The 24,998-nt window shown below is 36.1% G+C and carries 22 protein-coding genes; all 22 read right to left on the bottom strand.

Features of this window, described 5'->3' with window-relative positions; translation table 11 throughout:
* Window positions 1-2: 2 nt before the first annotated feature.
* The 22 genes from zapA to ACVPPR_RS02855 all read right to left on the bottom strand — a co-directional run bounded on the left by zapA (window position 3) and on the right by ACVPPR_RS02855 (window position 24,993).
* Entirely contained in the window at window positions 3-257 is a 255-nt protein-coding gene (gene zapA, locus ACVPPR_RS02960; protein ID WP_462297084.1) for a cell division protein ZapA, read from the bottom strand.
* A gap of 144 nt (window positions 258-401) precedes the next feature.
* Complete coding sequence (locus tag ACVPPR_RS02955) at window positions 402-695, bottom strand: DUF1292 domain-containing protein (RefSeq protein WP_462297085.1); 294 nt, start codon at window positions 693-695, stop codon at window positions 402-404.
* Window positions 696-709: 14 nt separating this feature from the next.
* The gene (gene ruvX / locus ACVPPR_RS02950) at window positions 710-1,144 is read right to left on the bottom strand and encodes a Holliday junction resolvase RuvX (protein ID WP_462297086.1); all 435 of its coding nucleotides are present in this window, start codon (window positions 1,142-1,144) and stop codon (window positions 710-712) included.
* An 8-nt stretch (window positions 1,145-1,152) separates the two neighbouring features.
* Window positions 1,153-1,413 (bottom strand): IreB family regulatory phosphoprotein, encoded by a 261-nt coding sequence (locus ACVPPR_RS02945; protein ID WP_462297088.1) that lies wholly within the window; start codon window positions 1,411-1,413, stop codon window positions 1,153-1,155.
* Between the two features lie 147 nt (window positions 1,414-1,560).
* Window positions 1,561-4,218: an alanine--tRNA ligase gene (gene alaS, locus ACVPPR_RS02940; protein WP_462304604.1), complete on the bottom strand. Its 2,658-nt coding sequence runs from the start codon at window positions 4,216-4,218 to the stop codon at window positions 1,561-1,563.
* A 275-nt stretch (window positions 4,219-4,493) separates the two neighbouring features.
* Window positions 4,494-5,819, bottom strand: coding sequence for a DEAD/DEAH box helicase (locus tag ACVPPR_RS02935; RefSeq protein WP_462297091.1), 1,326 nt, complete (start codon window positions 5,817-5,819; stop codon window positions 4,494-4,496).
* A gap of 1 nt (window position 5,820) precedes the next feature.
* Window positions 5,821-6,774: a DHH family phosphoesterase gene (locus ACVPPR_RS02930; RefSeq protein ID WP_462304603.1), complete on the bottom strand. Its 954-nt coding sequence runs from the start codon at window positions 6,772-6,774 to the stop codon at window positions 5,821-5,823.
* Between the two features lie 15 nt (window positions 6,775-6,789).
* Window positions 6,790-7,470 (bottom strand): metal-dependent hydrolase, encoded by a 681-nt coding sequence (locus ACVPPR_RS02925; RefSeq protein WP_462304602.1) that lies wholly within the window; start codon window positions 7,468-7,470, stop codon window positions 6,790-6,792.
* A gap of 61 nt (window positions 7,471-7,531) precedes the next feature.
* Entirely contained in the window at window positions 7,532-8,674 is a 1,143-nt protein-coding gene (gene dinB, locus ACVPPR_RS02920; protein ID WP_462304601.1) for a DNA polymerase IV, read from the bottom strand.
* A gap of 141 nt (window positions 8,675-8,815) precedes the next feature.
* Entirely contained in the window at window positions 8,816-10,303 is a 1,488-nt protein-coding gene (zwf, locus tag ACVPPR_RS02915; protein WP_462304792.1) for a glucose-6-phosphate dehydrogenase, read from the bottom strand.
* Window positions 10,304-10,471: 168 nt separating this feature from the next.
* Window positions 10,472-10,831 carry a preprotein translocase subunit YajC gene (gene yajC / locus ACVPPR_RS02910; RefSeq protein ID WP_462297097.1) on the bottom strand — a complete coding sequence of 120 codons (360 nt, stop codon included), beginning with the start codon at window positions 10,829-10,831 and terminating at the stop codon, window positions 10,472-10,474.
* Window positions 10,832-10,915: 84 nt separating this feature from the next.
* On the bottom strand, window positions 10,916-12,061 hold the full coding sequence (gene tgt, locus ACVPPR_RS02905) for a tRNA guanosine(34) transglycosylase Tgt (RefSeq protein WP_462304600.1): 1,146 nt from the start codon (window positions 12,059-12,061) through the stop codon (window positions 10,916-10,918).
* 16 nt (window positions 12,062-12,077) lie between these two features.
* Window positions 12,078-13,118, bottom strand: a complete 1,041-nt coding sequence (gene queA / locus ACVPPR_RS02900) for a tRNA preQ1(34) S-adenosylmethionine ribosyltransferase-isomerase QueA (protein ID WP_462304599.1) — start codon at window positions 13,116-13,118, stop codon at window positions 12,078-12,080.
* Between the two features lie 17 nt (window positions 13,119-13,135).
* Window positions 13,136-14,152, bottom strand: coding sequence for a Holliday junction branch migration DNA helicase RuvB (gene ruvB, locus ACVPPR_RS02895; RefSeq protein ID WP_462297101.1), 1,017 nt, complete (start codon window positions 14,150-14,152; stop codon window positions 13,136-13,138).
* Window positions 14,153-14,167: 15 nt separating this feature from the next.
* Window positions 14,168-14,782 (bottom strand): Holliday junction branch migration protein RuvA, encoded by a 615-nt coding sequence (ruvA, locus tag ACVPPR_RS02890; RefSeq protein WP_462297102.1) that lies wholly within the window; start codon window positions 14,780-14,782, stop codon window positions 14,168-14,170.
* A 136-nt stretch (window positions 14,783-14,918) separates the two neighbouring features.
* A complete protein-coding gene (gene mutL / locus ACVPPR_RS02885; protein WP_462304598.1) occupies window positions 14,919-16,898 on the bottom strand; it encodes a DNA mismatch repair endonuclease MutL in 1,980 nt (659 codons plus the stop codon).
* Window positions 16,899-16,914: 16 nt separating this feature from the next.
* On the bottom strand, window positions 16,915-19,494 hold the full coding sequence (gene mutS / locus ACVPPR_RS02880) for a DNA mismatch repair protein MutS (RefSeq protein ID WP_462304597.1): 2,580 nt from the start codon (window positions 19,492-19,494) through the stop codon (window positions 16,915-16,917).
* 27 nt (window positions 19,495-19,521) lie between these two features.
* Window positions 19,522-20,322 carry a TIGR00282 family metallophosphoesterase gene (locus tag ACVPPR_RS02875; RefSeq protein ID WP_462297106.1) on the bottom strand — a complete coding sequence of 267 codons (801 nt, stop codon included), beginning with the start codon at window positions 20,320-20,322 and terminating at the stop codon, window positions 19,522-19,524.
* A 129-nt stretch (window positions 20,323-20,451) separates the two neighbouring features.
* Window positions 20,452-22,026, bottom strand: coding sequence for a ribonuclease Y (rny, locus tag ACVPPR_RS02870; protein WP_462297108.1), 1,575 nt, complete (start codon window positions 22,024-22,026; stop codon window positions 20,452-20,454).
* A gap of 154 nt (window positions 22,027-22,180) precedes the next feature.
* On the bottom strand, window positions 22,181-23,425 hold the full coding sequence (locus tag ACVPPR_RS02865; RefSeq protein WP_462304596.1) for a competence/damage-inducible protein A: 1,245 nt from the start codon (window positions 23,423-23,425) through the stop codon (window positions 22,181-22,183).
* Between the two features lie 63 nt (window positions 23,426-23,488).
* The gene (gene pgsA, locus ACVPPR_RS02860) at window positions 23,489-24,076 is read right to left on the bottom strand and encodes a CDP-diacylglycerol--glycerol-3-phosphate 3-phosphatidyltransferase (RefSeq protein ID WP_462297111.1); all 588 of its coding nucleotides are present in this window, start codon (window positions 24,074-24,076) and stop codon (window positions 23,489-23,491) included.
* A 59-nt stretch (window positions 24,077-24,135) separates the two neighbouring features.
* Window positions 24,136-24,993, bottom strand: a complete 858-nt coding sequence (locus ACVPPR_RS02855; protein ID WP_462304595.1) for a helix-turn-helix domain-containing protein — start codon at window positions 24,991-24,993, stop codon at window positions 24,136-24,138.
* Window positions 24,994-24,998: the final 5 nt, after the last annotated feature.

Below are 24,998 nucleotides of genomic sequence, written 5' to 3'. Positions count from 1 at the left end.
TATTACTCCTTTACTTGTGCTTCACCATTAATGCTATTTAATTTTTCTTGTAATTTAATTTGATCAGAGACCGCATTAATTGCTACTAACATTGCAGCCTGTTCATCATCAATTTCAGGTAGCATATCTTTCACTGATTGAAATTCATTTTTTACTAATGTTGCTACGGCGTCCATATGCAAGTCTGATTCCGATCCAACAATTGTATACATTTTTTTACCAATTTTTGTTTTATATCTATTTTTTGGTTTTTCCAACGAACACCCTCCTCACATTTAATCATTTAAAAATAATTTTACCACGAATACCGCAAAAGAGATATGCGTATCGCGGTACTAGCTGTATAATCTTAAGCAAAATAAAAAAGTTAAACCAATTGGTTCAACTTTTCAAATAACATCCTATTGCATACTTTCGTCTGAAAGGAAGGTATTTAAAACTTCTTCAACCATGTCCCATTCAGCATCATCTTCGATTGGTTCTAAATCACTTTCAGTTGCTTCACCGTTTTCATTAGGATTAAATGAGTAAGCTTGAATTTCAACTTCCTCATCAGCTTCTGAGCCAAGCGGATAAAGCATAATATATGATTTATTGTAATCTTCAGAATTAAATGTGAATAAAACTTCAAAAAGCGTTTCGTTACCATCATCATCTACTAATGTAATTTGTTGATTTTCTTCTTCGTTATCCATGTTGTGACCTCACTTTATTCTTTAGTTAATTTGCCTTTACCATCTAAATAGTTCTGTAAAATCAGGCTTGCAGCAACTTTATCAATAACTTTTTTTCTTTTTTTTCTTGATGTATCAGCCTGTTCAACAAGCATACGTTCTGCCTCAACTGTTGTCAACCGTTCATCTTGAAAATCGATTGGTAGGTCAAAAGTTTCAACCAATAACTCACCATACTTCTGTGCAGCTTCAGCACGGGGACCTAATGAGTTGTTCATATTTTTAGGTAATCCAAGCACAAATCCAGTCACTTCATACTCTGCGACCAATTCTTTAACGCGCTCAATTCCAAACTCACTTCTGTCCTCATTGATCCGAATAATCTCAACGCCTTGGGCAGTCCATCCTAACAAATCACTCATTGAAACGCCAACCGTTCTTGAACCAACATCCAAGCCCATTAATCTCATTTAGTTGCCTACTTTTCTTCTGTATTTAAGTAATTTTTAACTAACTCTTCAACAATTTCATCACGTTCATATTTTCTAATTAAGTTACGTGCATCATTAAATCTAGGAATATATGCGGGATCGCCTGATAACAAATAGCCAACAATCTGGTTAATAGGATTATACCCTTTTTCTTCCAGTGCTTGGTACACAGTTACCAAAGTATCATGGACATCTTTTTTATTATTTTCGTCGAAATTGAAGAACATTGTTTTATCTAATGAACTCATAAAGCGACACCCCCGTCTATTTATTACGTTACCTCTATTCTACTAAAAAAAAGCCCATCCGACAATCAAAATAGGCTGATGTAATCAAGCCGTAATATAACAAAAAAGTATTTGTCTATTCAATATAGATAAATACTCCTTTAATTTTTATTTTGTTTGATTTTCTAACCAATTTGTTGCTTCTTTAATTGCAGCAGCTAGACCTGCTGGATTTTTACCACCAGCTTGGGCTAAATCTGGTCGGCCACCACCGCCACCACCAACTAATGGTGCAATTGTCTTAATTAAATCACCGGCTTTTAAGCCTGATTTAATTCCAGCAGCACTAACAGCTGTGATTAAATTAACTTTACCATCATCACTCGTCGTTCCGATAGCTAAAACATCTGATAATTCTTGCGTTTTCCATTGATCAGCAAGTTGACGCAATTGAGACATCCCTGAAACAGAGACTTGTGCCGCAATCAACGTTTTACCATTAATTTCTTGTTTATTCTTAAAAACATCCCCAGCTTGTTGGCTGGCAATTTTATCTTCAAAAGCCTGAATTTGTTGTTCACTTGCCTTCAAAGCACTTTGTAAGTGTTTAATCTTTTTAGGCACTTCTACAACTTTGTTCGTTTTCACTTGTTGCGCAACTGCTTCCAAAAGCTCACTACGTCCATTTAAGAAGTCAAATGCTTCTTTAGACGTTACTGCTTCAATACGACGAACACCTGCACCAACACCAGATTCAGAAATGATTTTAAATAAGCCAATTTCACTGGTATTTGAAACATGCGTTCCACCACAGAATTCAATTGAATAGTCGCCAATTTTAACAACACGCACTACTTTTCCATATTTTTCTGAGAATAACGCAATCGCGCCCATCTTCTTAGCAGATTCAATATCTGTTTCAACCGTTTCGACAGCTAATTCAGCCCAAATTTTGTCATTAACAATTTTTTCAACTTGTTCTAACTGTTTTTCAGACACGGAACCAACATTTGTAAAATCAAAACGGAGATAAGTAGGTTCAACTAATGAGCCTGCTTGATGCGTATGTTCCCCCAAAACATCTCTTAATGCTTGATCAAGTAAATGCGTAGCGGTATGATTTTTTTCAACTTTTTTATGAAAATCTCGGTTAATTTCTAACTTAACCAATTGCTCTTTTTTCATTGGTGCAAGAACTTTAATTGCATGTAAATTTTGGCCATTTGGTGCATGTTGTACATCTTCTACTTCAGCAATCACATGACCTTCAGCGTCTTTAACAGTTCCTTTATCTGCAACTTGTCCACCCATTTCAGCATAAAAAGGTGTTTTAGAGAAAATAACCTGTGCATTATCACCTGGTTTGATAGCATCAACTAACGCGTTATCCACAATTAAATCAACAATTTTGGCATCGTCAACACTAAATTGTGTATAACCGACGTATTCGCTTACTGTTTTAATGTCTGTTAACAGGCCATTTTGAACACCCATTGATTTAGCGTTACCACGCGCAGCACGTGCCCGATCCTTCTGCTGTTTCATTTCAGCATCAAAGCCTGCTTGATCCACAGATAGCCCTTCATCTTCAGCGTATTCTTTTGTTAATTCAAATGGAAACCCATAAGTATCATATAACTTGAAGACACCGGCACCAGATAATTCTGATTTATGTTCTTCTTTCGTCGTTAAAATTAGGTTGTTCAATAACTGTAATCCGTCTTTTAATGTTTCATTGAAACGTTCTTCTTCAGAACGAACAATTTTAGAAATGTACTCAGATTGTTCCAAAACTTCTGGATAATAATCTTTCATTATATTTCCAACAACGGGCACAAGTTGTGTCAAAAATGAGCCTTCTATCCCTAATTTTTGTCCATGCATAACTGCACGACGAATTAAGCGACGGATAACATAACCACGTCCCTCATTTGAAGGTAAAGCACCATCACCAATTGCGAATGCAATGGCACGAGCATGGTCTGCAATAACTTTAAATGAAATATCATCTTGTGCGTTATCATCATACTTTTTATTATCACTCATTTTTTCAGTCGCATCAATTAATGGCAAAAATAAATCTGTTTCAAAGTTAGTTTTGGCATTTTGGAAAATCGAGACAACACGTTCTAAGCCCATCCCCGTATCAATATTTTGATGAGGTAGTGGTTCATACGTATTTTCAGGGGTGTGGTTAAACTCAGAGAAGACAATATTCCAGACTTCTAAATAGCGTTCATTTTCACCACCAGGATAATTCTCAGGATCATCTTCAGCCAAATTGTTAAAACTTTGTCCACGATCATAAAAAATTTCTGTATCTGGGCCACTAGGTCCTTGACCAATATCCCAAAAATTATCTTCAACTTCTACAAGATGATCTTTTGGTAATTTAACTTCTTCTAGCCAAATACGCTTTGCTTCTAAATCTTTTGGGTAAACGGTAACGTATAATTTTTCAGGATCAAATGCAAACCATTTATCACTTGTCAATAATTCCCAAGCCCAATTAATTGCTTCTGGTTTAAAGTAATCACCAATTGAAAAATTACCCAACATTTCAAATAAGGTATGATGACGCGCTGTTTTACCTACATTTTCAATATCATTTGTTCGAATACTTTTTTGAGCATTCGTTATTCTAGGATTTTCTGGTACAACTGATCCATCAAAATATTTTTTCAAAGTTGCAACGCCGGAATTAATCCAAAGTAAGGTTGGATCATCTACGGGTAGCAATGAGGCGCTAGGTTCAATTGTATGGCCTTTTTCTTTAAAGAAATCTAAATACATTTGGCGAATTTCAGTACTTGTCATTTTTTTCATAAGTGTGACTTCCCTTCTATTTTTAAGCAAAAAACACCGCTGCGAGTAAGGACGCTTATAGCGCGGTACCACCTTACTTGCAACGATGTTTTAGTCGTTTACCTCTTAAGCTCGATAACGTTGAGTAGACGCCATTCTTTTCATTCACATCACAAGGTAGCTTTTTTAAATAATCATTTCTCTCAGCAAATGAAATGTTTCTGTTAGGCTATTTAAAATTATCCTTGTTTCTAATAAAAATTATATTGAAACCAACTCAAATTGTCAAATTTTGCTTACGATTCTTTACGATTTTGCTTTCTATTAACGCGACGATCCATTTGATCTTTACGTTTGATTGCTTTTTGGATCTTTTTCTTATATCCAGGTTTACGTTTTTTCTTCTCTTTTTTAACCATTCCTTTAATCACAGGAGCTAAAGGATTTTTTGCTTGTTTACGATTTTCACGACGATTACGATCATAAGAATCAACGATTTCGCCTTTTTTAATATCTTTAGGCGCAAATTTAATACCCATTGCTTCTAATTCAGCAATTTTATTTTCTTCATTTGGTCCATACAATGTCATGGCAATCCCACTTAGGCCATTACGGCCAGTACGACCAACACGGTGAATAAAGAATTCCAAATCGTTTGGAATATCATCATTGATAACGTGTGAGACCCCTTCAATATCAATGCCTCGAGCAGCTAAATCAGTTGCTACAACGTATTGATAATCCAAGTTCTGAACTTCTTTCATCACACGTTTACGTTCACGAGCTGGCACGTCACCATGAATCTTGGCAACTTTTAAATCCTTACTACGTAAATAATCAACAATCTCATCCACTCGCGTTTTTGTATTCGCAAAAATAAGCGCAATATAAGGTTGACCCATCGTAATTAATTGATAAATAATTTCATTACGATCATGACTCTTTGTTGGAATAATCCAATTTTCAATGGTATCACTAATCACTGACTTAGCCGCAATTTCTTCGACAACTGGATTCTTCATGTATTTCTTTAAGAATGGTTGTAATTTTTGCGGAATCGTTGCTGAAAAGACCATCATTTGAAGATCAGAAGGTAATGCAGATGCAATTTGATCTGTTTCTTTTAAGAAACCTAAATCAAGAGTCATATCTGCTTCATCCACAACTAAAGTTGATGCATTATGAATATCTAAAGCATTACTACTCATTAAATCGGCAATACGTCCTGGTGTCCCAATAACAATTTGTGGCTGTCTTCTGCTTAGTTTATCAATTTGACGTTGTTTATCCGTTCCACCAACATAATTTTGAATATGAATGGGTTCAGGACTAAATTCTGCCAATTGTTTAGCAGCTTCATAAATTTGGTAAGCAAGTTCACGACTTGGTGTTGTGATAACTGCTTGAACCGTGTTGTTTGATACATCAATTTGGTTAAAAATTGGTAATAAGAAAGTATGTGTTTTACCACTACCTGTTTGAGATTGTCCCACAACGCTTTTTCCCTTTAAAATAACGGGAATCAAACGTTGCTGAACTTCTGTTGGTACATCGAAATGAATGGCTTCAATCGCTTTTAAAAGATACGATTGCAGTCCAAAATTTTTAAAATTTTCTGGCATCTTATTCTCCCGTATATGTTCTAGCTAAATCATCAAGTGATTTAACTATTTCTTCGTACTCTGCTTGGTCTTTGGCTCTTGCACCACTGGCCATGGGATGTCCACCGCCATCATGTGCTTTTGCTAATTGGTTGATTACTGGCCCTTTTGAGCGTAATCGAACACGGTAGCTACCATCCTTTTGCTGTACAAAAATTGCCCAGCATTGAACTTCAATTATTTTACCTGGTAACGGTACAATTTGAGATGAACCAGCATCGCCCAACTCTATTGAATCAAGATAGTCATGCGTTAATATCACGTATGCAGCCTTATGCTCTGTAATCACTAAATTATCATAGACATATCCTGATAATTTAGCGACACCCGCCGTAATATTATCCATCTTTTGGTTAATTTTAGTTGTTGAAAAATTATGTGTCATTAACTCAGAAACAACTTGCATCGTATGTGCTGTCGTTGCTGAATACATAAAACGACCCGTATCACCAACAATGCCAGCATATAACATTCTAGCTGCATCATCAGTAACCGTTAAGCCGCCATCAACTTGGTCAACTAAATCCATAACTAATTCGGAACTACTTGATGCATTGGTTTTTACCCAAACTAAGTCCCCATACACATCCTCATTTGGATGATGATCTAATTTAATCAGATAAGCACCTGATGTATAGCGATCATCTTCAATTCTTGGCCGATTAGCTGTATCGATGACAATTACAAGTGCCTCTTGATACGTTTCATCAGGAATTTCATCCTGATGACTAATCCATGCTAATCCAGCTGAAGGGGTTCCCACTTGATACACCTTTTTATCAGGAAAACTAGCACGAATAATTGCTGCTAGACCTGATTGAGAGCCAATTGCATCAGGGTCCGGACTTTGATGTCGATGAATAATAATCGTCTCAAACTGTTTGATTTTCTTTAAAATTTCTAGCTCAATTTTCACTTAAACGACTCCTTCTTAAAACTCGAATGGCACATCAATCTCGGGAATAATCCCAACACCATCATTCAATAATTGAACAAATTCAACAGGGTCTTGTTCAATCCTGACAAACGTATTGTAATGTATTGGGACAACTTTTTTTGCTTGAACGAATTCAGCTGCAATTGCTGCATCTTCTATCCCCATTGTGTATGAGTCACCAATAGGTAAAAATGCTAAATCAACAGGTTGCATGTGATTAACTAATTTCATGTCTGAAAATAAAGCGGTATCTCCGGCATGGTAAAGAACCTTACCATCAACATGCAATTCAAATCCTGCAGCAACACCTAATGTTCTAGGCTTCCCGTTGATTACGAGTGCAGCAGTATGCCACGCAGGGACAAGCTTCACTGAACCAAATGGTAGTTTAAGTTGCCCACCAAAATTCAAAGGTTCAACAGTTAAGCCTTCTCCTTTAAAATAAGTCGCTAAATCAGTAATTGCAATTACCGTAGCGTTTGATTTTTTAGCCAATTCAATTGTATCACCAACGTGGTCCGCATGTGCATGCGTCACCAAAATATAGTCTGGATTTAATTCTTCAACAGTCGTTTTAACTAATGGATTATCTTTAATAAATGGATCAATTAAAATCGTTATCTTGTCATTAGTAAGAATTTGAACACTTGATTGTCCAAGCCATGTTATTTTCATAATTAATTAGTCTTCTTTCGTTTCCAAAGCTGCTCTTAAGTATAACGGTTATTGTGGGCAATTACAAAGACTGATTTGGCACTTTTTTTTCAAATAATGGTAGCTTCATATTCTCAAAACCTATCGGTGCTAAATTTGTCATTGTTAAGCCAAGTAATCGAATCCCTTTTTCTGCACCCAAAATTTCGTCAAAAATCTGTCGGCCATAAAAATAAATGGTTGGTGCATCATTACGGATAAATTCATCGAGCGTTAATCTTTTAGTGAGCGTCGTAAAATCTTGATAGCGAACTTTAATAACTAATGTCTTGCCATGCTTTTGCTGCTTGTTCAAGGTTTCAGAAACCAAATGTGCAATAGTTCTAAGTTGCGTTTCAACCTCATCAGTTGTCATTAAGAGCTTGCCATATGTTCGTTCACTACCAATTGATTTTCGCTCTCGTTGCCACTCAACGGGCCGGTCATCCACGCCACGTACCCTTTTATATAAGAAATAACCTAATTTACCAAATTGTTGAATTAATTCAACTTCGGATTTTTCTAACAATTCTTTTCCAGTAAGAATCCCTTGATCAATCATTTTAGGTGCCGTTTTTTTCCCGACACCTCTAAATTTGCCAATTGGTAATTCAGATAAAAACGGAATGACATCTTCAGGCAGAATTAACGTCATACCTGCCGGTTTATTATAGTCTGATGCTAATTTAGCCAAAAATTTATTGTATGAAACACCTGTTGAACAGGTTAAACGTAATTTTTGATAGATTTCTCTTTGAATCATGTGTGCTGCTTGGATAGCGCTTTTTAGCCCCTTTTTATTTTGTGTAATATCAAGGTAAGCTTCATCAAAGGCAATTGGCTCAATCATTTCGGTATATTCATGAAATATTGCATGGAGTTGACTTGAAACTTCTTTGTATAAAGTAAAATTAGGTGATTGAAAAATGGCCTTAGGACAAATCTCATAGGCTTCTTGAGCTGCCATTGCGGAATGAATTCCTAGTTTTCTTGCCTCATAGTTTGCCGTAGCTACGACGCCACGACCACCATTTTTTCTTGGATCATGGGCGATAACTAATGGCTTTCCAATAAATTCAGGGTGTTCACGTTCTTCAATTGAGGCATAAAAAGCATCCATATCAACATGGATAATTTTCCTTTTTAATAATTTTTCGTCTATTGTAATACCGTTTAATTCAGCCATTAGTCTCACCCCTTTCTTAGTCCATTTTACACGAACGCACGTTCTTTTTCAATCTGATTATTTTTTATTATCTATCCACTAGTTTCAACCCCACCATATAAAAAAATAACGCCTCGATTAACATCGAAACGTTACCTCATTTTATTTTTTAGGATTATATATCCAGTAATTACCATCATCTGTCAACAATTTTTCTGATGCATCTGGTCCCATTGAACCACTCTTGTAATTAGGGAAAACAGATTTATCATCGTCATTATTGTGCCATGTATCTAAAATCACATCAGCAATATTCCATGCCTTAGCAACTTCATTCCAATGGGCAAAATTAATTGCGTTACCATTCAATGCATCCAAAATTAATTTTTCGTATGCTTCTGGTGTATTTGCTTTGGTTTCAGGTGAATTAACATAATCTAAATTAGTTTTATTTGTATTAAACCCTTGACCAATTTCTTTCGTATTAATCGTCAATCTAAAGCGTTCATCGGGTTCAACCGTAATGGTTAAGACATCTTTACCTAAATGTTCATGTTCAGCACCTGTTCCAAAAATATTTTTTTCAACATTTTTAAAGACAATATTGATTTCAGTATTTTTTTCAACAAGTCGTTTACCACTTCGAACATAAACGGGGACACCCGCCCAACGATCATTATCAATTGTCAAACGACCAGCAATAAATGTTTCAATCATTGAATCAGGGGCAATTTGTTCTTCATCGCGATAAGCTTTTTCAGTTCCAGCTTCATCAGCATCGTATTGGCCACGTACAAAGTTTGCATCAACTTCATCGGGTTTTAAAATATGAATTGCTTTCAAAGCCTTCAATTTTTCTTTACGAATTTCTGACGCAATAAACTCTTTTGGCATGTCCATCGTTAACAATGAAACAACTTGCATAATATGATTTTGGAACATATCACGCATAGCACCACTCGTTTCATAGTAACCACCACGTTCTTCAACACCCAATGATTCACTCAATGTCAATTGGATATTATCGATATACTGATTATTCCACAACGTTTGCGTAATAATATTACCAAAACGAATAGCTGGAATGTTTTGAATCATTTCTTTACCTAAGTAATGATCAATTCTAAATATTTGATCTTCTTTAAATGTGTTCCTAATTTCATCATTCAGGTCTTTGGCACTGTCAAAATCATGACCAAATGGTTTTTCAATAATTAAACGATTAAAGCCATTTTCAGTCACTAAATGTTGTGAGCCTAAATGAGTTGCAATTGTCCCGAAAAATTGAGGCGACATTGCTAAGTAAAACATCCGGTTACCTTCAATTTGATATTTAGCATCAAGTTTGTCAGCTAATTTTTTCAAAGTTACATAGTGTGCAACGTCAGTAACATCATGTGATTGATAATAAAAATGTGATGCAAAATCAGCTATTTTAACTTTATCTTCACTAATATCAATCAATGATTCAGTGACAACATTTTGATAAAAATCATCAGTCCAAGGACGTCGTGCCGTTCCAATAACAGCAAAATTATCATCCAAAAAGCCTTTTTCAAATAACTTAAAAAGAGAGGGGTACAATTTACGTTTTGCTAAGTCACCAGTACCACCAAATATAATAAACAATGCTTTTTGTTGCGTTTCTATCATTTCACACCACTCTCATTTCTTGAGGTCTCAGTCCTCTTTATTAATATCTAATTTAATAGTTTAAGTTTACATTTTATTAGTAAAATAAACAAGAATCTTGGACTTAAAAGACCCAATAAAAAAAGTATTAACTCTGATTACCTCAAAGTTAATACTTGAAAATGATTATTTTTCATCTGAAGAAAATTTATCTTCTTCAACAGTTGCTTCAACAGCAGCATCACTAGTTGTTGTTTCTTCTTTAGCGATATGATCTACTTCAACTGTCTTTGGCATAACACGTGCAATTGCTGAACGTTCGAATGTTAAGAAAATACCATCACAATCAAGCGTAACAGTTTTTGCTTCTTCATCAAAACTATCAATAACACCATGTAAACGACCAATAGTGACAACAGCATCCCCAGGTTTTAATTGGTTCATCATTTCTTGTTGTTTTTGTTGTTGTTTTTTTTGTGGACGAATCATCATGAAATACATCAAGACGAATAAAGCCACAATCATCAAAATACTAGTATATTGCATTAATTAGCCACCTCTATTTTCTTTTTTCTTACTAGACAAGGGTATCAAACTTTTTGACCGAACGCCATACCTATTCAAAAGAATTTAAAAATTCTTAGGATTTTTATCGTAAAATCCATATTGTTCGAAAAATGCTTCACGAAATTCCAATAAATTATCATCCATAATAGCTTGACGAACATCTGCCATCAAATGTGTTAAGAAATATAAATTATGGTAACTCGTTAAACGAATTCCAAACGTTTCATTTGCTTTAATCAAATGACGTAAATAAGCACGCGTATAATTTTTACATGTATAACAATCACAGTTTTCATCTAATGGTCTAAAATCACGTTCATATTTAGCATTTTTAACAACCACACGACCCATTGAAGTCATGGTTGTCCCATTTCTAGCAATCCGTGTTGGTAGTACACAATCGAACATATCAATGCCACGTAATACCCCATCAATCAAGGCATCAGCTGAGCCAACACCCATTAAATAACGTGGTTTGTCTTCTGGTAATAAAGGCGTCGTAAAATCTAAGACACGATTCATTTCAGCTTTTGATTCACCCACAGATAACCCACCAATTGAATAACCAGGAAAATCCATCGAAACTAAATCACGTGCACTACGTTCTCTTAAATTACGATGACCTCCACCTTGAACAATTCCAAACAAGGCTTGTTCTTTAGGATTTAAATGAGCTTTAAGACCACGTTCAGCCCAGCGACTCGTCCGATCAACTGATTTACTAATATAATCGTAACTTTCCATAAATGGAGGACACTCATCAAAACTCATCATAATATCAGCACCCAAAGCATTTTCAATGTGAATTGCTTTTTCTGGTGATAAGAATAATTTTTCACCATTTAAATGGCTTCTAAACTTAACACCTTCTTCACTAATATCACGCATTTTAGCTAATGAAAAGACTTGAAAGCCACCTGAATCAGTCAAAATACCCTTGTCCCAATTCATGAATTTGTGTAATCCACCGGCTTCTTGCACAATGTCTTCGCCAGGTCGTAACCATAAATGATACGTATTAGATAAAATAATATTAGCCCCTAATTCATCTAATTCTTCAGGCGCCATTGATTTAACTGAAGCCAATGTCCCAACGGGCATAAACATGGGTGTCGGAAATGTGCCATGAGGGGTAATAATTTCACCAAGTCTGGCACCAGTTCGTTTATCTTTTTTAATTAAACGATACTTAATTGCTGGTTCTACCATTTATTAATTCTCCATTCTATTTAATGTACATTGCATCGCCAAAACTAAAGAATCGATATTTAGCCTCAACCGCATGCTTGTACGCATTTAAAATATTTTCTCGTCCTGTAAATGCCGCAACTAACATAACTAATGTTGATTTTGGTAAATGGAAATTAGTGATAAATCCTTCAACAACTTTAAAGTTATATCCAGGTTTAATGAAAATTTCAGTCCAACCACTATCAGCTTGAATAGCGCCATCAAATTTTGACCCAACGGTCTCAAGTGTTCGGATTGATGTTGTTCCGGTTGCGATAATTTTACCACCTGACTTGCGGACATCATTCAACGTTTTAGCAGCATCTTCTGTTAACCGATAAAATTCACTATGCATTTTATGATCCATAATATTCGTTTCACTAACGGGTCTAAAGGTCCCTAATCCAACGTGCAAGGTTAAATAGACGAGGTGGACACCTTTAGCTTCAATCTTCTCTAATAGATCTGTTGTAAAATGTAATCCAGCTGTTGGTGCAGCCGCTGAGCCAACTTCTTTTGAATAAACCGTCTGATACATCTCTTGGTCTTCAAGCGTTTCTTTAATGTACGGTGGTAACGGCATTTCACCAAGTTCATTCAGAATCTCCATAAAAATACCCTGATAAGTAAATTGAATCATACGACCGCCATGTTCTAATTCTTTGGTAATCGTTGCCGTTAAGCGACCATCCCCAAAACTAATGATAGAACCGACTCTCATTTTCTTGGCAGGTTTCACCAATGTTTCCCAATTGTCGCCGTCAGTATTATTCAAAAGTAACACTTCAATATGACCACCCGTATCAGGTCTAATCCCATGAATCCTAGCTGGCATAACCCGTGAATCATTCATAACAAGCGCATCCCCAGCATGCAATTGATCAATCACATTATAGAAATAATCATCTTTCATTTCGCCTGTCTCATGATCCAAAACTAACATCCGCGATGCATCCCGTTTTTCTAATGGCGTTTGCGCAATTAATTCTTGTGGTAACTCATAATCAAAATCTTCTGTACTTAATTGTTTAGTCAAAATAGCGTCACCCTTCTCTATTTATTCTCGTCAAAATCATAAGGTCGATTTAAATGTTCATAGGCTTCCATTGTTGCGACTCGACCTCTCGGTGTTCGTTTGATAAACCCAATTTGCATTAAATAAGGTTCAACCATCTCTGCAATCGTTTCTGTTTCTTCACCAATATTAGCTGCCAACGTGCTTAAGCCAACGGGACCTCCCTGATAGAAGTCAATCATGGTTTCTAACAATTTTCGATCCGTTTCATCTAGTCCACGATTGTCCACAGCTAATAAATTCAGCGCATGGTCAGCTGTTGCTTGATTAATTTCACTTTGGTCGGCAACTTCTGCAAAATCACGAACTCGTTTTAATAAACGGTTCGCAATTCGTGGCGTTCCACGTGAGCGACGAGCTAATTCATGCGCACCACTTTCTTCAATTTTGGTATTGAAGATATCCGCTGAACGAATCACAATTTCTTGTAAATCAGACTGATTATAATAAGCCATGTGTTCAACAATCCCAAAACGATCTCGTAAAGGCGCTGATAAAAGCCCTGCTCGAGTGGTTGCCCCAATCAAGGTAAATGGAGGTAATGGAAAATGGACGGGATGGGCAGTTGGTCCTTGCCCAACAACAATATCCACAAAAAAATCTTCCATCGCTGAGTACAACATTTCCTCAACCATTTTGGGTAGACGATGAATTTCATCAATAAATAAAACATCCCCGGGTTGCAATTCGTTTAAAAGTGCAACAAGATCCCCTGCTTTTTCAATCGCTGGTCCACTCGTTGTCTTAATTGTCACTTGCATTTCGTTAGCAATGACCATCGCAAGTGTTGTCTTTCCTAAACCAGGTGGGCCATAAAGCAACACATGATCAAGCGCTTCTTCACGTTGTCTAGCAGCCTGAATATAGACGCTTAGTTCATTTTTAACTTTATCTTGACCGATGTATTGTGATAAAAATTGGGGGCGAAGCGACTTTTCAATGGATTCTTCTTGATTGTCTTCTGGTTCGTTTGAAACAATCCGTTGTTCTGTCATCTTATCGACCTCCTTTTATTTTTTCATTAATAATTTTAAACCTTCTCTAAGATAAGCATCTGTTGAGTCAGCTTCAAATGATTCCAAATTCTTACTAATCGCTTTAATCTCACGTTGAGAATACCCCAAAGCTGATAAAGCTTCAAGACTTTCTTTCAAGAATGGTGACGCTTGTAATGGAATAAAGTCTAGCGATTGTTGGCCTGGCATTGTCGTTACCTGTCCTTCAATATCATCTAATTTCCCTTTTAAATCAAGCACAATTTGTTGTGCCGTTTTTTTACCAACGCCTGGAAATTTAATTAAATAACTGACATCTTCCGTATTAATCGCATTCACTAACCCACGATGATCATCATTTGCTAAAATTGCGAGCGCACTTTTAGGCCCAATTCCTGAAACATTTAGTAATTTTTCGAATAATTTTTTTTCATCCAAATCATAAAAACCAAATAGTGTCATATCATTTTCACGAATGGCCTGATAGACGAAAACTTTAACCGCTTTTTCGGCATCCTCTTGGTATCTAAATGGATTCGCAGCAAAAATTTGATAGCCAATTCCATTCACTTCTAAAACAAGATAAAAAGGCGTTACCGCCGTTATTTGACCTATAAAATATTCATACATTTCGTTTACCCACTTTTCCTAATCTACATGAATCTGCTCTTAGTATTGTACCATAGACCACCCATTTATACAGACGCATCTGTTCTCACAAAAAAATCAATTATCACCAAATATTTGGCAATAATTGACTCTAATTCTAACCTTCATGACCCGTTTGATGAGACTCTTGAATACGTTTAAAGAAGTGTTCCATATCTTGATTGGAAAAATGAACCAAAACAGGTCGTCCATGTGGACAGTTAAATGGATTTTCAACATTTTTCAGATTTTCAATCAACGCTTTAGCTTGTCGATCATCGAGATGATGATTGGCCTTAATTGCTCGCTTACAGCTCATCATAATAGCTGCTTTTTCTCTAAAGTCAGCAACCGATAACTTCCCATCAGCAAGTAAATAATCAACCATTTCTCTGATTGTACTTTCTTCTTGACCCTCTTTGAACCAAGTTGGATGTTGTCGAATAATAAAACTATTTTGCCCAAAAGGTTCAAGAATCAGACCCACTTTTTCCAATATCTCAGCATGTTCCGTAATAATCATGGCCTCACTTGTCGTATATTCCAGAACGATGGGCACCAATAAATTTTGTAAATCATTGGAAACTTCACCAATTTGTTTACGATAAAACTCATAATTAATCCGTTCTTGCGCAGCATGCTGATCTAAAATGTACAAGCCATCTTCTGATTCCGTAAATAAATAGGTCCCATGCATTTGTCCAATATACTTTAAATCAGGAAATCGCTGTTCACTTTTTTTCGTTATAAATGCTTCTTCATTAATTGTTGATTGTTCAGCCACTGGGTCTTCAATCTGCTCATCAGCTGAAAATGGCGCTACATTCGATTCGTTGGCATATCGCGTTTCAAAATCATTAACGCGTTTTGAATCCAATTGTTCAGCTACTTGAATTGAAATAGGTTCGACAGCTTCTGCCATCTGGTTCAAATCCTCGCTGACAGCAACATCAACCTTAGGACTAACTACTACTGCGACTGGCGTCTGCACTGGCAAGCTAGATTTGGCTTGATATTTACTTGATGCTTCATTTAAGTCAAATTGTAATTGATCCGTGTCTATTTTTTCACGTTTCTTTGAACTTAAATTTTCCAATGCCTCTGGAATCAAGTTTTCTTTAGCAATTCGTTCATAAATAATTTTTGTAATAAGCTCCGTTAACTCTGGTTCTTTACTCAATCGAACTTCTTGTTTAGTTGGATGCACATTCACATCAACCAGCAAAGGGTCTAATTGAATATTCAAAACTGTAATGGGGTAGCGACCCACCATCAATTTTGACCCATAACCTTTGATAATGGCTTTATTCAAATTAACATTTTTAACATATCGACCATTAATTAAAATCGAAATAAAGTGACGTCCAGCACGAGTTAATTCTGGCAATGACGTATAGCCACTGACTTTAAAATCTAAATCATGCCCACTAAATGCAAGCATTTGGCGCGCACTTTTAACCCCATAAATAGCAGAAATGGTCTGTTGTAACTGTCCATTACCGGTTGTTTTCAGTAATTCTTTACCATCATGAGTTAAAGAAAATGAAATACTCGTGTGACTCATTGCCAACCGATTCATCATGTCACTAATAACTGACATTTCTGTTTGCAATGATTTAACATATTTTAACCGAGCAGGTGTATTAAAAAATAAGTCAGAGACGGTCATTTCCGTTCCTCTTCGACTAGCTGACGCTTTTTCATCAACTATCTCACCACCATTTACGGCAATCAAAGCACCAGACTGCCCTTCTACGGCTGTATTTAAGGTCACTTTAGCAACTGACGCAATACTAGGTAAAGCTTCACCACGGAAACCTAACGTCCTAATTTTAAATAAATCTTCTCTTGTCGTAATTTTACTGGTGGCATGTCGTTTGAATGCATTCTCGACCTGAGAGGCTTCGATGCCATCACCGTTATCAATTACCTTAATTGATTTAAGTCCAGCTTCCTCAACCATGACATCAATTTGCGTACTATTCGCATCAATCGCATTTTCAACTAATTCTTTCACAACAGATGCAGGTCTTTCAACCACTTCACCAGCCGCAATTTGGTCCGCTAAAATTGTAGGTAGTTCAATTATTTTCGCCATTTAATCACCTTCAGCTCTATTTGTTCAATTTTTCTTGCCAATCATATAAGACGTTCATGATATCTCTTGGCGTCATATTCATCAAGTTAAGTGCTTTAAGCTCATCCATAACCGCTGATTGCTCTTTTGAGAAGCCTTCAGCAGAAAACAAGGAGAGTTGCCCCTCATCTTCATTAATCGTCGATGGCGCCTCTGGTTCAACATCAACTTGCTGATTTTTCAATTCTAAATCAGCTAATATTAACGTTGCTCGACTCAATAATTCTGGTGGCATCCCCGCTAATTTAGCAACGTGAATCCCATAAGATTTATCTGCAGCGCCTTCTTGAATTTTGTGTAAGAAAACCAATTCGCCATTTTTCTCAATAGCACCGACATGGACATTTTTCAAAGAAGTAACTGTTTCTTCAAGCACTGTTAATTCATGATAATGCGTTGAAAAAAGGGTCTTAGCGTGAACATGTTTATCTACATACTCAATAATCGCTTGCGCAAGCGCCATCCCGTCATACGTTGCCGTCCCTCGACCGAGCTCATCGAATAAAATTAAACTATTTTCAGTCGCATTTTCGATTGCTTGATTGGCTTCTTTCATTTCAACCATAAACGTACTTTGTCCTGAAATTAAATCATCAGCTGCACCAATTCGTGTAAAAATTTGATCAAAGATTGGCATTTTAGCCGCTTCCGCAGGCACAAAACAGCCAATCTGAGCCATTACAACCGTTAAAGCTAACTGTCGCATGTACGTACTTTTACCGGACATATTAGGTCCCGTAATTAATAAGATATCCAGTGTTTCCGGCATCTTCACATCATTTGGAATGTAACTTTGTTTCCCCATCACTTTTTCGACAACCGGATGCCAGCCAGCCGTAATAGCCAGTTGATGACCTTCTTTTAATAATTGTGGTTTCACAAAATGAGACTCTTCACTGACAACAGCAAAACTTTGTAAGACATCTAAAGTCGCAATTCCTTGAGCTAATAGCTGTAAGCGCTCAATCGATTTTTTAACCGTTTCTCTAATTTCAACAAATAATTTATACTCTAAATCAACGGCTTTACTTTCAGCACCTAAAATAATACTTTCACGTTCTTTTAGTTCAGGAGTAATGTAGCGTTCAGCATTAGTTAACGTCTGTTTACGTTCATATCTATCCTTTGGCACTTGGGCAATATTAGACTTAGTCACTTCAATAAAATAACCAAAAACACGATTAAATCCAATTTTAAGATTTTTAATTCCTGTCAATTGACGTTCGTTAGCTTCCATTTCAGCTAGCCATTGTTTCCCATTTTTCATAGCATCTTGATAGACATCCAATTGATCATGATAGCCTGCTTTAATTAAATGCCCGTCGGTAACCGACAATGGCGGTTCATCAACAATGGCCCGTTCAATCAAATTAGCAACATCATCAACTGGATCTAATTTATCAATCACATCAGAAAAGGTACCATCATTAATTTCATCTAACACATATTTAATTTTTGGGACTTGTCTGAGCGATAATTTAAGTTGGACTAAGTCACGCCCATTAACGCTACCAAAAGCGACACGTCCTGCCAATCTTTCCAAATCATAAACTTTGACCAACTCTTCTTGTAACGTGCTTCGTTCAAAATAATGATTAATTAATAAATCAACTTTATTTTGACGATCCAAAATTTCAGCATAATTAATCAACGGTCTGTCAATCCACTGTTTAAGTAATCGACCACCCATCGCTGTTTTCGTCTCATCTAGCAACCATAATAAAGTCCCTTGTTTTTTACCCGTTCGGATATTTTGCATTAATTCTAAATTGTATTTTGAATAATGATCCATTTTCAAGAAGAACTCAGGTTCATAATGAACGGCTTTTTGTAAATGATCTAAACTTCTTTTTTGAGTCACCGAAAGATAGGTCAATAAATCAGTAACCACCGCAATTTCCAGAGAATCCGTTAGCTCTTGAACAGCATAACTTGATTCAGCACGGTTCTCACCAACTTCTTGCTTTGAAAGCATAATATTTAATTTTCCCAAAGTTTCAATTGTTTCATCAGATAAACTATTATTAATAACAATTTCTTTCGTTCTTAAACTCATTAATTCGTTAATTAAATTATCTAAATTACTCAAGCGACTCGTTTTTAATTCACCTGTTGATAAATCAACGTAAGCAAAGCCAAAGACACCTGCTTCTTCAATTACAGCCGTTAAATAGTTATTTTCTTTAGACTCATTCACACCATTATCCATCGTTGTTCCTGGTGTCACAAGCTGAACAACTTCACGTTTAACCATTCCTTGAGCTAATTTAGGATCTTCAACCTGTTCACAAATAGCGACTTTGTACCCTTTTTCAACCAAAATATCGATATAATTTTGAGCAGCATGATGGGGCACACCACACATTGGAATCGGATCGTCTGCTTTTTTATTCCGCGTTGTTAGCGTTAATTCAAGCAGTTGTGAGCCTTTAATGGCATCGTCATAAAATAATTCATAAAAATCACCAAGACGGTAAAACAAAAAAGCATCAGGATACTGTGCTTTAATGTCAAAATATTGAATCATCATTGGTGTCTGTTTTGTTTTTTGCGGCATAGTTTGAGATGCCTCCTATATTCTAATTTAGTCCATGAAGGGATGATCATCATTAATTAAAACAGGGAAAATTTTCTTTGCATGTCCCGTTTTGTCATCAATATCAATCACACAAGCAGATAATGTTTGACGCCCTGTTTCATCTACTTCAAAACGTGTAGGCATTTGTGATAAGAAACGTCCAATAACATTTTCACGTTTCATCCCTAAAATACCATCATAAGGTCCTGTCATACCAACATCTGACATGAACGCAGTCCCTTTAGGTAACACACGTGCATCATTTGTTGGGACATGGGTATGCGTGCCAACCACAGCTGAAACTTGTCCATCTAAGAACCAAGCAATCGCTTCTTTTTCACTCGTTGTTTCTGCATGAAAATCAATGAAAATAAAATCAGTTTCTTTTTTTACGTCTTCCAAAATATCTTGGACAACCGCAAATGGATCATCTGAAGGTGTCATGAAAACACGTCCCTGTAGATCAATCACAGCCAATTTTTGTTGGTTAATATTAATAATTGTATGACCAATTCCGGGAACTTGATTTGCTGAAAAGTTTGCCGGTCTAATGAGCTTTTTCGCACTACCAATAAAATCCTGAATATCTCGGTTATCCCAAGTATGATTACCCATTGTAACCACATCAGCACCTGATTGAAGAAAGGCTTTATAAACAGATTCATTAATACCACGGCCTTTTGTTGCATTTTCACCATTTACAATAGTCGCTTGTGGATGAAATTTTCTTTTTAATTTTGGTAAATACTCTTTAATCATTTGTTGGCCTGAATCGCCAACCACATCTCCGACAAATAATAAACGCATGGTTGTCCTCTTTTCTTATATATAGACCTAGTTTACCATTTTTTCATTTTAATAGACATGCGATTAAAAGGGTTACTAGCCAAAAAGTGGTGATTTAAGAAATTAATCTTAAATCACCACCATTTTTATTTATTTTGCGTACTCAATTGCTCTTGTTTCTCGAACAACAGTCACCTTAATGTGCCCTGGATATTCGAGTTCATCTTCAATTCTATTTTTAATATCTCTAGCTAAAACAGTTGCTTGAATATCATTAACTTCATTTGGCGTGACAATAACACGTACTTCACGACCAGCTTGAATAGCATAACTCTTCTGAACACCCTTAAATTCATGGGTAATATCTTCGAGTTTTTCAAGTCTATGAATATAATTTTCTAATGATTCACTTCGTGCACCCGGTCTTGCGGCTGAAACAGCATCAGCTGCTGCCACAAGAATAGCAATCGTATATTTAGCTTCAACATCACCATGATGTGAGGCAATGGTGTTAATCACAACATCATTTTCTTTATACTTCTTAGCTAATTCAAGACCAATTTCCACATGTGAACCATCAACTTCATGATCAACTGCTTTTCCAATATCATGTAATAATCCTGCGCGTTTTGCTAATGTCACATCTTCACCCAATTCAGCGGCTAACACACCTGCTATCTTGGCAACTTCAATAGAATGGGTCAATACATTTTGCCCATAACTTGTTCGATAATTCAATCGACCAATTGTTTTAATTAAGTCTGGATGAATTGTATGAAGTCCGAGATCAAAGGTTGTTTGTTCACCCAATTCACGAATCTTCTCATCCATTTCTTTACGTGATTTTTCAACCATTTCTTCGATTCGTGCCGGATGAATCCGACCATCTTGAATTAATTTTTCAAGGGTCATTTTGGCAATTTCACGACGAACTGGATCAAACCCACTTAAAACGACTGCTTCAGGCGTATCATCGATAATTAAATCAATCCCCGTTAAGGTCTCTAATGTTCGAATATTACGTCCTTCACGGCCAATGATACGACCCTTCATTTCATCATTTGGCAAGGTAACTAATGAAACAGTTGTTTCAGAAACCATGTCAGCTGCACTTCTTTGAATAGCTTGAGCAACTAAATCTTTAGCATTACGATCAGCTTCTGATTTAGCTTGCTTGTCACTTTCCTTAATCATGACAGCTCGTTCATGACTCAATGATTCTTTGGTATCGTCCATAATAATGGTTTGTGCTTGTGTTTGTGTTAGAGAAGCAACTCTTTCAAGTTCTTCTTGTTGTGCCTGAATAAGTGAAGTAGCTTCTTGTTGTTTTGTGTCAATCAGTTTTTGGTCAGACGTTACTTTTTTCTCTTTATTCTCTAGCGTTTGTTCGCGTTTATCTAGTGCGCCATCTTTACGATCTAAAGTTTCTTCACGTTGAATCACTCGATTTTCTTGCTTTTGAATCTCTGAACGTCGTTCCTTTAACTCATTGTCTATTTTATCACGATAACTTTGACTTTCTTCTTTAGCTTCTAGAACAGCTTCTTTTTTTTGAGTCTCAGCATCTTTCTTTGCACTTTGTAAAATACCTTCAGCCGTATGTGTTGCGACATCAAGTGTTTTTTCGAAATTTGACTTTCTATATGCAATTCCAATAAAAATTCCAACAACTAAAGCGATAATAGCGATGATAGCGATGATTAATACGGTTATTATAACTCCCATACAATTCCACCTCCGCATCATCAAATAATGATTAATTTAGCTAATCATAAATTTTTAGATGTTTTTTATTTTGTTCATATACACTTTAGTATTTTACGGTTAATTGCCCCCCGCTGTCAACAACAATCCATTTTCATTTTTAATAATTCACTCATTAATTTGCCAGAATTTCATCGAATATCCATTTAAGCCCGCTTAAAACACTTCTTTGTCTAATTGTTTCTCGATTACCAGCAAAATGAAATTGTTTTGCCATAACAGGATTTCCTTTGACAGCTAGTCCAATCCAAACCGTTCCGACTTTTTGGCCTTCAAGCTCGTCTGGACCTGCAACGCCAGTAAATGAAATTGCAATATCTGTTTTCATTTTACGTTGCGTTTGAGTCGCCATTTGCTTTGCAATTTCTTGGCTAACAACACCATCTTTTTCAATATCTGCAGCTTGAACACCTAAGAGTTCTGTTTTAGCTGCATCCGCATAAGTCACAAATCCACCAGGATAAATAGTTGAAACACCTGGTATTTCTGCCAATGTACTTTGAAATAAGCCTGCTGTTAAACTTTCTGCCGCAGAAACCGATAGCTTCTTTTCAATTAATTTAGTGACAACCACATTTTGTAAAGAATTCTGATCCCCATAGCCATAAAAATAGTCACCAACTCTAGATAAGACACGCTTTTCCATTTCGTTAATTAATTTTTCAGTCGATTGACCTTCCGCACCACTTGCCGTAATTCGTAAAGTGACTTCATTTGTTTTAGCATAAGGCGCAATTGTAGGATTTGTTTGTGATTCTATTATATCTTGCAATTCTGTCACTAATTTTGACTCACCTATTCCAAAGAAACGTAACACCTTTGATTCAAGATGATTATTCAAGTTGTATTCCCTCTCTAACAAAGGCACAACCTCTCTATTAAACATGGTTTTTAATTCCTTAGGTGGTCCGGGTAAAAGTAGAAAATCGCATGCAGCACCTTTATAAAAATCACCAACAGCCATACCAGCATGATTTTTAATTGGTTCTGATTTATCAATGTATAGCGCTTGTAATTTATTATTTTCAGTCATTTGTCGACCTGTTTGCGCAAAGTGTTCTTCAATTTTCGTCATGGCTTCAGTGTCTTCAATTAATGTTTCATTCAAAAACTTAGCGACCATTTGTTTCGTTAAATCATCTTCTGTTGGTCCAAGTCCTCCAGAAAGGATAACTAAATCATTACGTTTAGAAGCCATTTCAATGGCCTCTAGCATTCGTTCTTCATTATCACCAACAACTGTCTGGTAAAAGACATTAACGCCCAAATCAGCTAATTTTTCAGCCAAAAAAGCACTATTCGTATTCACAATTTGTCCTAATAATATTTCTGTTCCAACTGCAATTATCTCTGCATGCATGATGTTGCCTCCTAGTTTTAATTAAAAAAGACTAAAACCTTAATCGTTTTAGTCTAACTATTTTTATTTTTCAAATGAATCTGAGAAAATCGCTCTGTTTTGAACAAAGTAATCGATACCTGAATAAATGGTAAAGAATAAGCAAATATAGAGGAGAATTGCAGCCATTGGCACATTGATTGCTGCAAATAGAACATTATTTAAGAATAATAAAATAATGGCAAGCATTTGCGTTGTCGTTTTGATTTTACCTGGCATAGCAGCAGCCAGTACCTGTCCGTCGTTTTCAACAATAATCAAGCGTAAACCAGTCACAGCAAGTTCACGACATACAATAATTGCAGCAACCCATGAAGGCACTTGATTAAAGGCAACCAGGATAATAAATGCCGTCATCACAAGCATTTTATCTGCTAACGGATCAGCAAATTTACCAAAATTAGAAACTAAATGTTGACGACGTGCAATTTGACCGTCTAAAAAATCAGTTAATGAAGCGGCCGCAAAGATAATAGCGCCAACTAAATGTGTCACTTGAATCTGAGTGCCAACCCAAGTAACTGTTCCCCAATCAAGTGGGAGTAGTAACACCAACATAAAGATTGGAATAAGTATAATTCGCACAACCGTTAATTTATTTGGTAAATTCATCATTGATCCCCTTTTAAAAAATTGTCAACAACACGATATCTGTTGTTGACAATTTTGGCTTATTTAATATTTATAGTAACCGTTCTAACTTGTAAGGTTGCATTAGTTTTCATAAAATCAAGTGTTTTGCCATTAATTGTAATTTTCATGGCTGGTGCATTCCCAAAACTAAAGACAACTGCCTTTACCCCTGCTGGAATAGTTACATTAGCACTTGCGTCTGACACAAGTGTTGCTTGCCATAACTGTGTACCATCGGCTGTCACAGAACTCCATGCAGCACTACCAGAAGCCGTCAACTTAATTTTAGAAGTTGTTGGTGCATTTTCCATTGTATAAACACTGTTTGTACCAGAATCTGAAACATACGTTAATTTTTGTGTTTTCTTTACTTTCTTAGAAGAACTTGAGCTTGTTTTTGCTGACTCAGAACTTGACTGTTTAGCTTTGGCCTTTGAATCTGTTGATACAGACACTTTAGAGCTTGAGCTTTCAATTTGAGTATCTGTGTTTTTATTGTTCAACGTCACGCCATAAATGGTTCCTAAAATACCTAATACAATTACAACAATAATAATGGTTGGTAAGTATGACATAAACTTGTCAATCTTGCCGTCCTTAGGCATTTTAGCAGATTTTTCAGACCGTGATGCCTGTTCCTTTGCAACCATTTTTTCTTGCGCATCAGGAAGTGTTTCATTGAATTCTTTTAGTAAGTCATCAGCATCCAAATCAACGGTTTCCGCATACTGTTTAACAAATGCACGCACATAAAAATCTCCTGGTAAATCAGAAAATTTTTCATCTTCAATTGCAATCAAATAACGTTTTTGAATTTTCGTCATTTGTTGTAAATCATCTATCGTATAGCCTTTATTTATTCTTGCTTCTTGTAATGTTTTTCCAATTTCACTCATGTCTA

Source organism: Dellaglioa sp. L3N (genome assembly GCF_054941095.1).
Note: the sequence above shows the minus strand (reverse complement) of the source record. Positions and strands in the feature narration are given on the sequence as shown.

Bases quoted from the DNA above. Each gene is read 5' to 3' on its own strand.
- ACVPPR_RS02955 (WP_462297085.1), bottom strand. From the start codon at position 695: ATGGATAACGAAGAAGAAAATCAACAAATTACATTAGTAGATGATGAT.
- ruvX (WP_462297086.1), bottom strand. From the start codon at position 1,144: ATGAGATTAATGGGCTTGGATGTTGGTTCAAGAACGGTTGGCGTTTCA.
- ACVPPR_RS02945 (WP_462297088.1), bottom strand. From the start codon at position 1,413: ATGAGTTCATTAGATAAAACAATGTTCTTCAATTTCGACGAAAATAAT.
- alaS (WP_462304604.1), bottom strand. From the start codon at position 4,218: ATGAAAAAAATGACAAGTACTGAAATTCGCCAAATGTATTTAGATTTC.
- ACVPPR_RS02935 (WP_462297091.1), bottom strand. From the start codon at position 5,819: ATGCCAGAAAATTTTAAAAATTTTGGACTGCAATCGTATCTTTTAAAA.
- ACVPPR_RS02925 (WP_462304602.1), bottom strand. From the start codon at position 7,470: ATGAAAATAACATGGCTTGGACAATCAAGTGTTCAAATTCTTACTAAT.
- dinB (WP_462304601.1), bottom strand. From the start codon at position 8,674: ATGGCTGAATTAAACGGTATTACAATAGACGAAAAATTATTAAAAAGG.
- yajC (WP_462297097.1), bottom strand. From the start codon at position 10,831: ATGCAATATACTAGTATTTTGATGATTGTGGCTTTATTCGTCTTGATG.
- tgt (WP_462304600.1), bottom strand. From the start codon at position 12,061: ATGGTAGAACCAGCAATTAAGTATCGTTTAATTAAAAAAGATAAACGA.
- ruvB (WP_462297101.1), bottom strand. From the start codon at position 14,152: ATGACAGAACAACGGATTGTTTCAAACGAACCAGAAGACAATCAAGAA.
- ruvA (WP_462297102.1), bottom strand. From the start codon at position 14,782: ATGTATGAATATTTTATAGGTCAAATAACGGCGGTAACGCCTTTTTAT.
- mutL (WP_462304598.1), bottom strand. From the start codon at position 16,898: ATGGCGAAAATAATTGAACTACCTACAATTTTAGCGGACCAAATTGCG.
- mutS (WP_462304597.1), bottom strand. From the start codon at position 19,494: ATGCCGCAAAAAACAAAACAGACACCAATGATGATTCAATATTTTGAC.
- ACVPPR_RS02875 (WP_462297106.1), bottom strand. From the start codon at position 20,322: ATGCGTTTATTATTTGTCGGAGATGTGGTTGGCGATTCAGGCCAACAA.
- rny (WP_462297108.1), bottom strand. From the start codon at position 22,026: ATGGGAGTTATAATAACCGTATTAATCATCGCTATCATCGCTATTATC.
- ACVPPR_RS02865 (WP_462304596.1), bottom strand. From the start codon at position 23,425: ATGCATGCAGAGATAATTGCAGTTGGAACAGAAATATTATTAGGACAA.
- pgsA (WP_462297111.1), bottom strand. From the start codon at position 24,076: ATGAATTTACCAAATAAATTAACGGTTGTGCGAATTATACTTATTCCA.
- ACVPPR_RS02855 (WP_462304595.1), bottom strand. From the start codon at position 24,993: ATGAGTGAAATTGGAAAAACATTACAAGAAGCAAGAATAAATAAAGGC.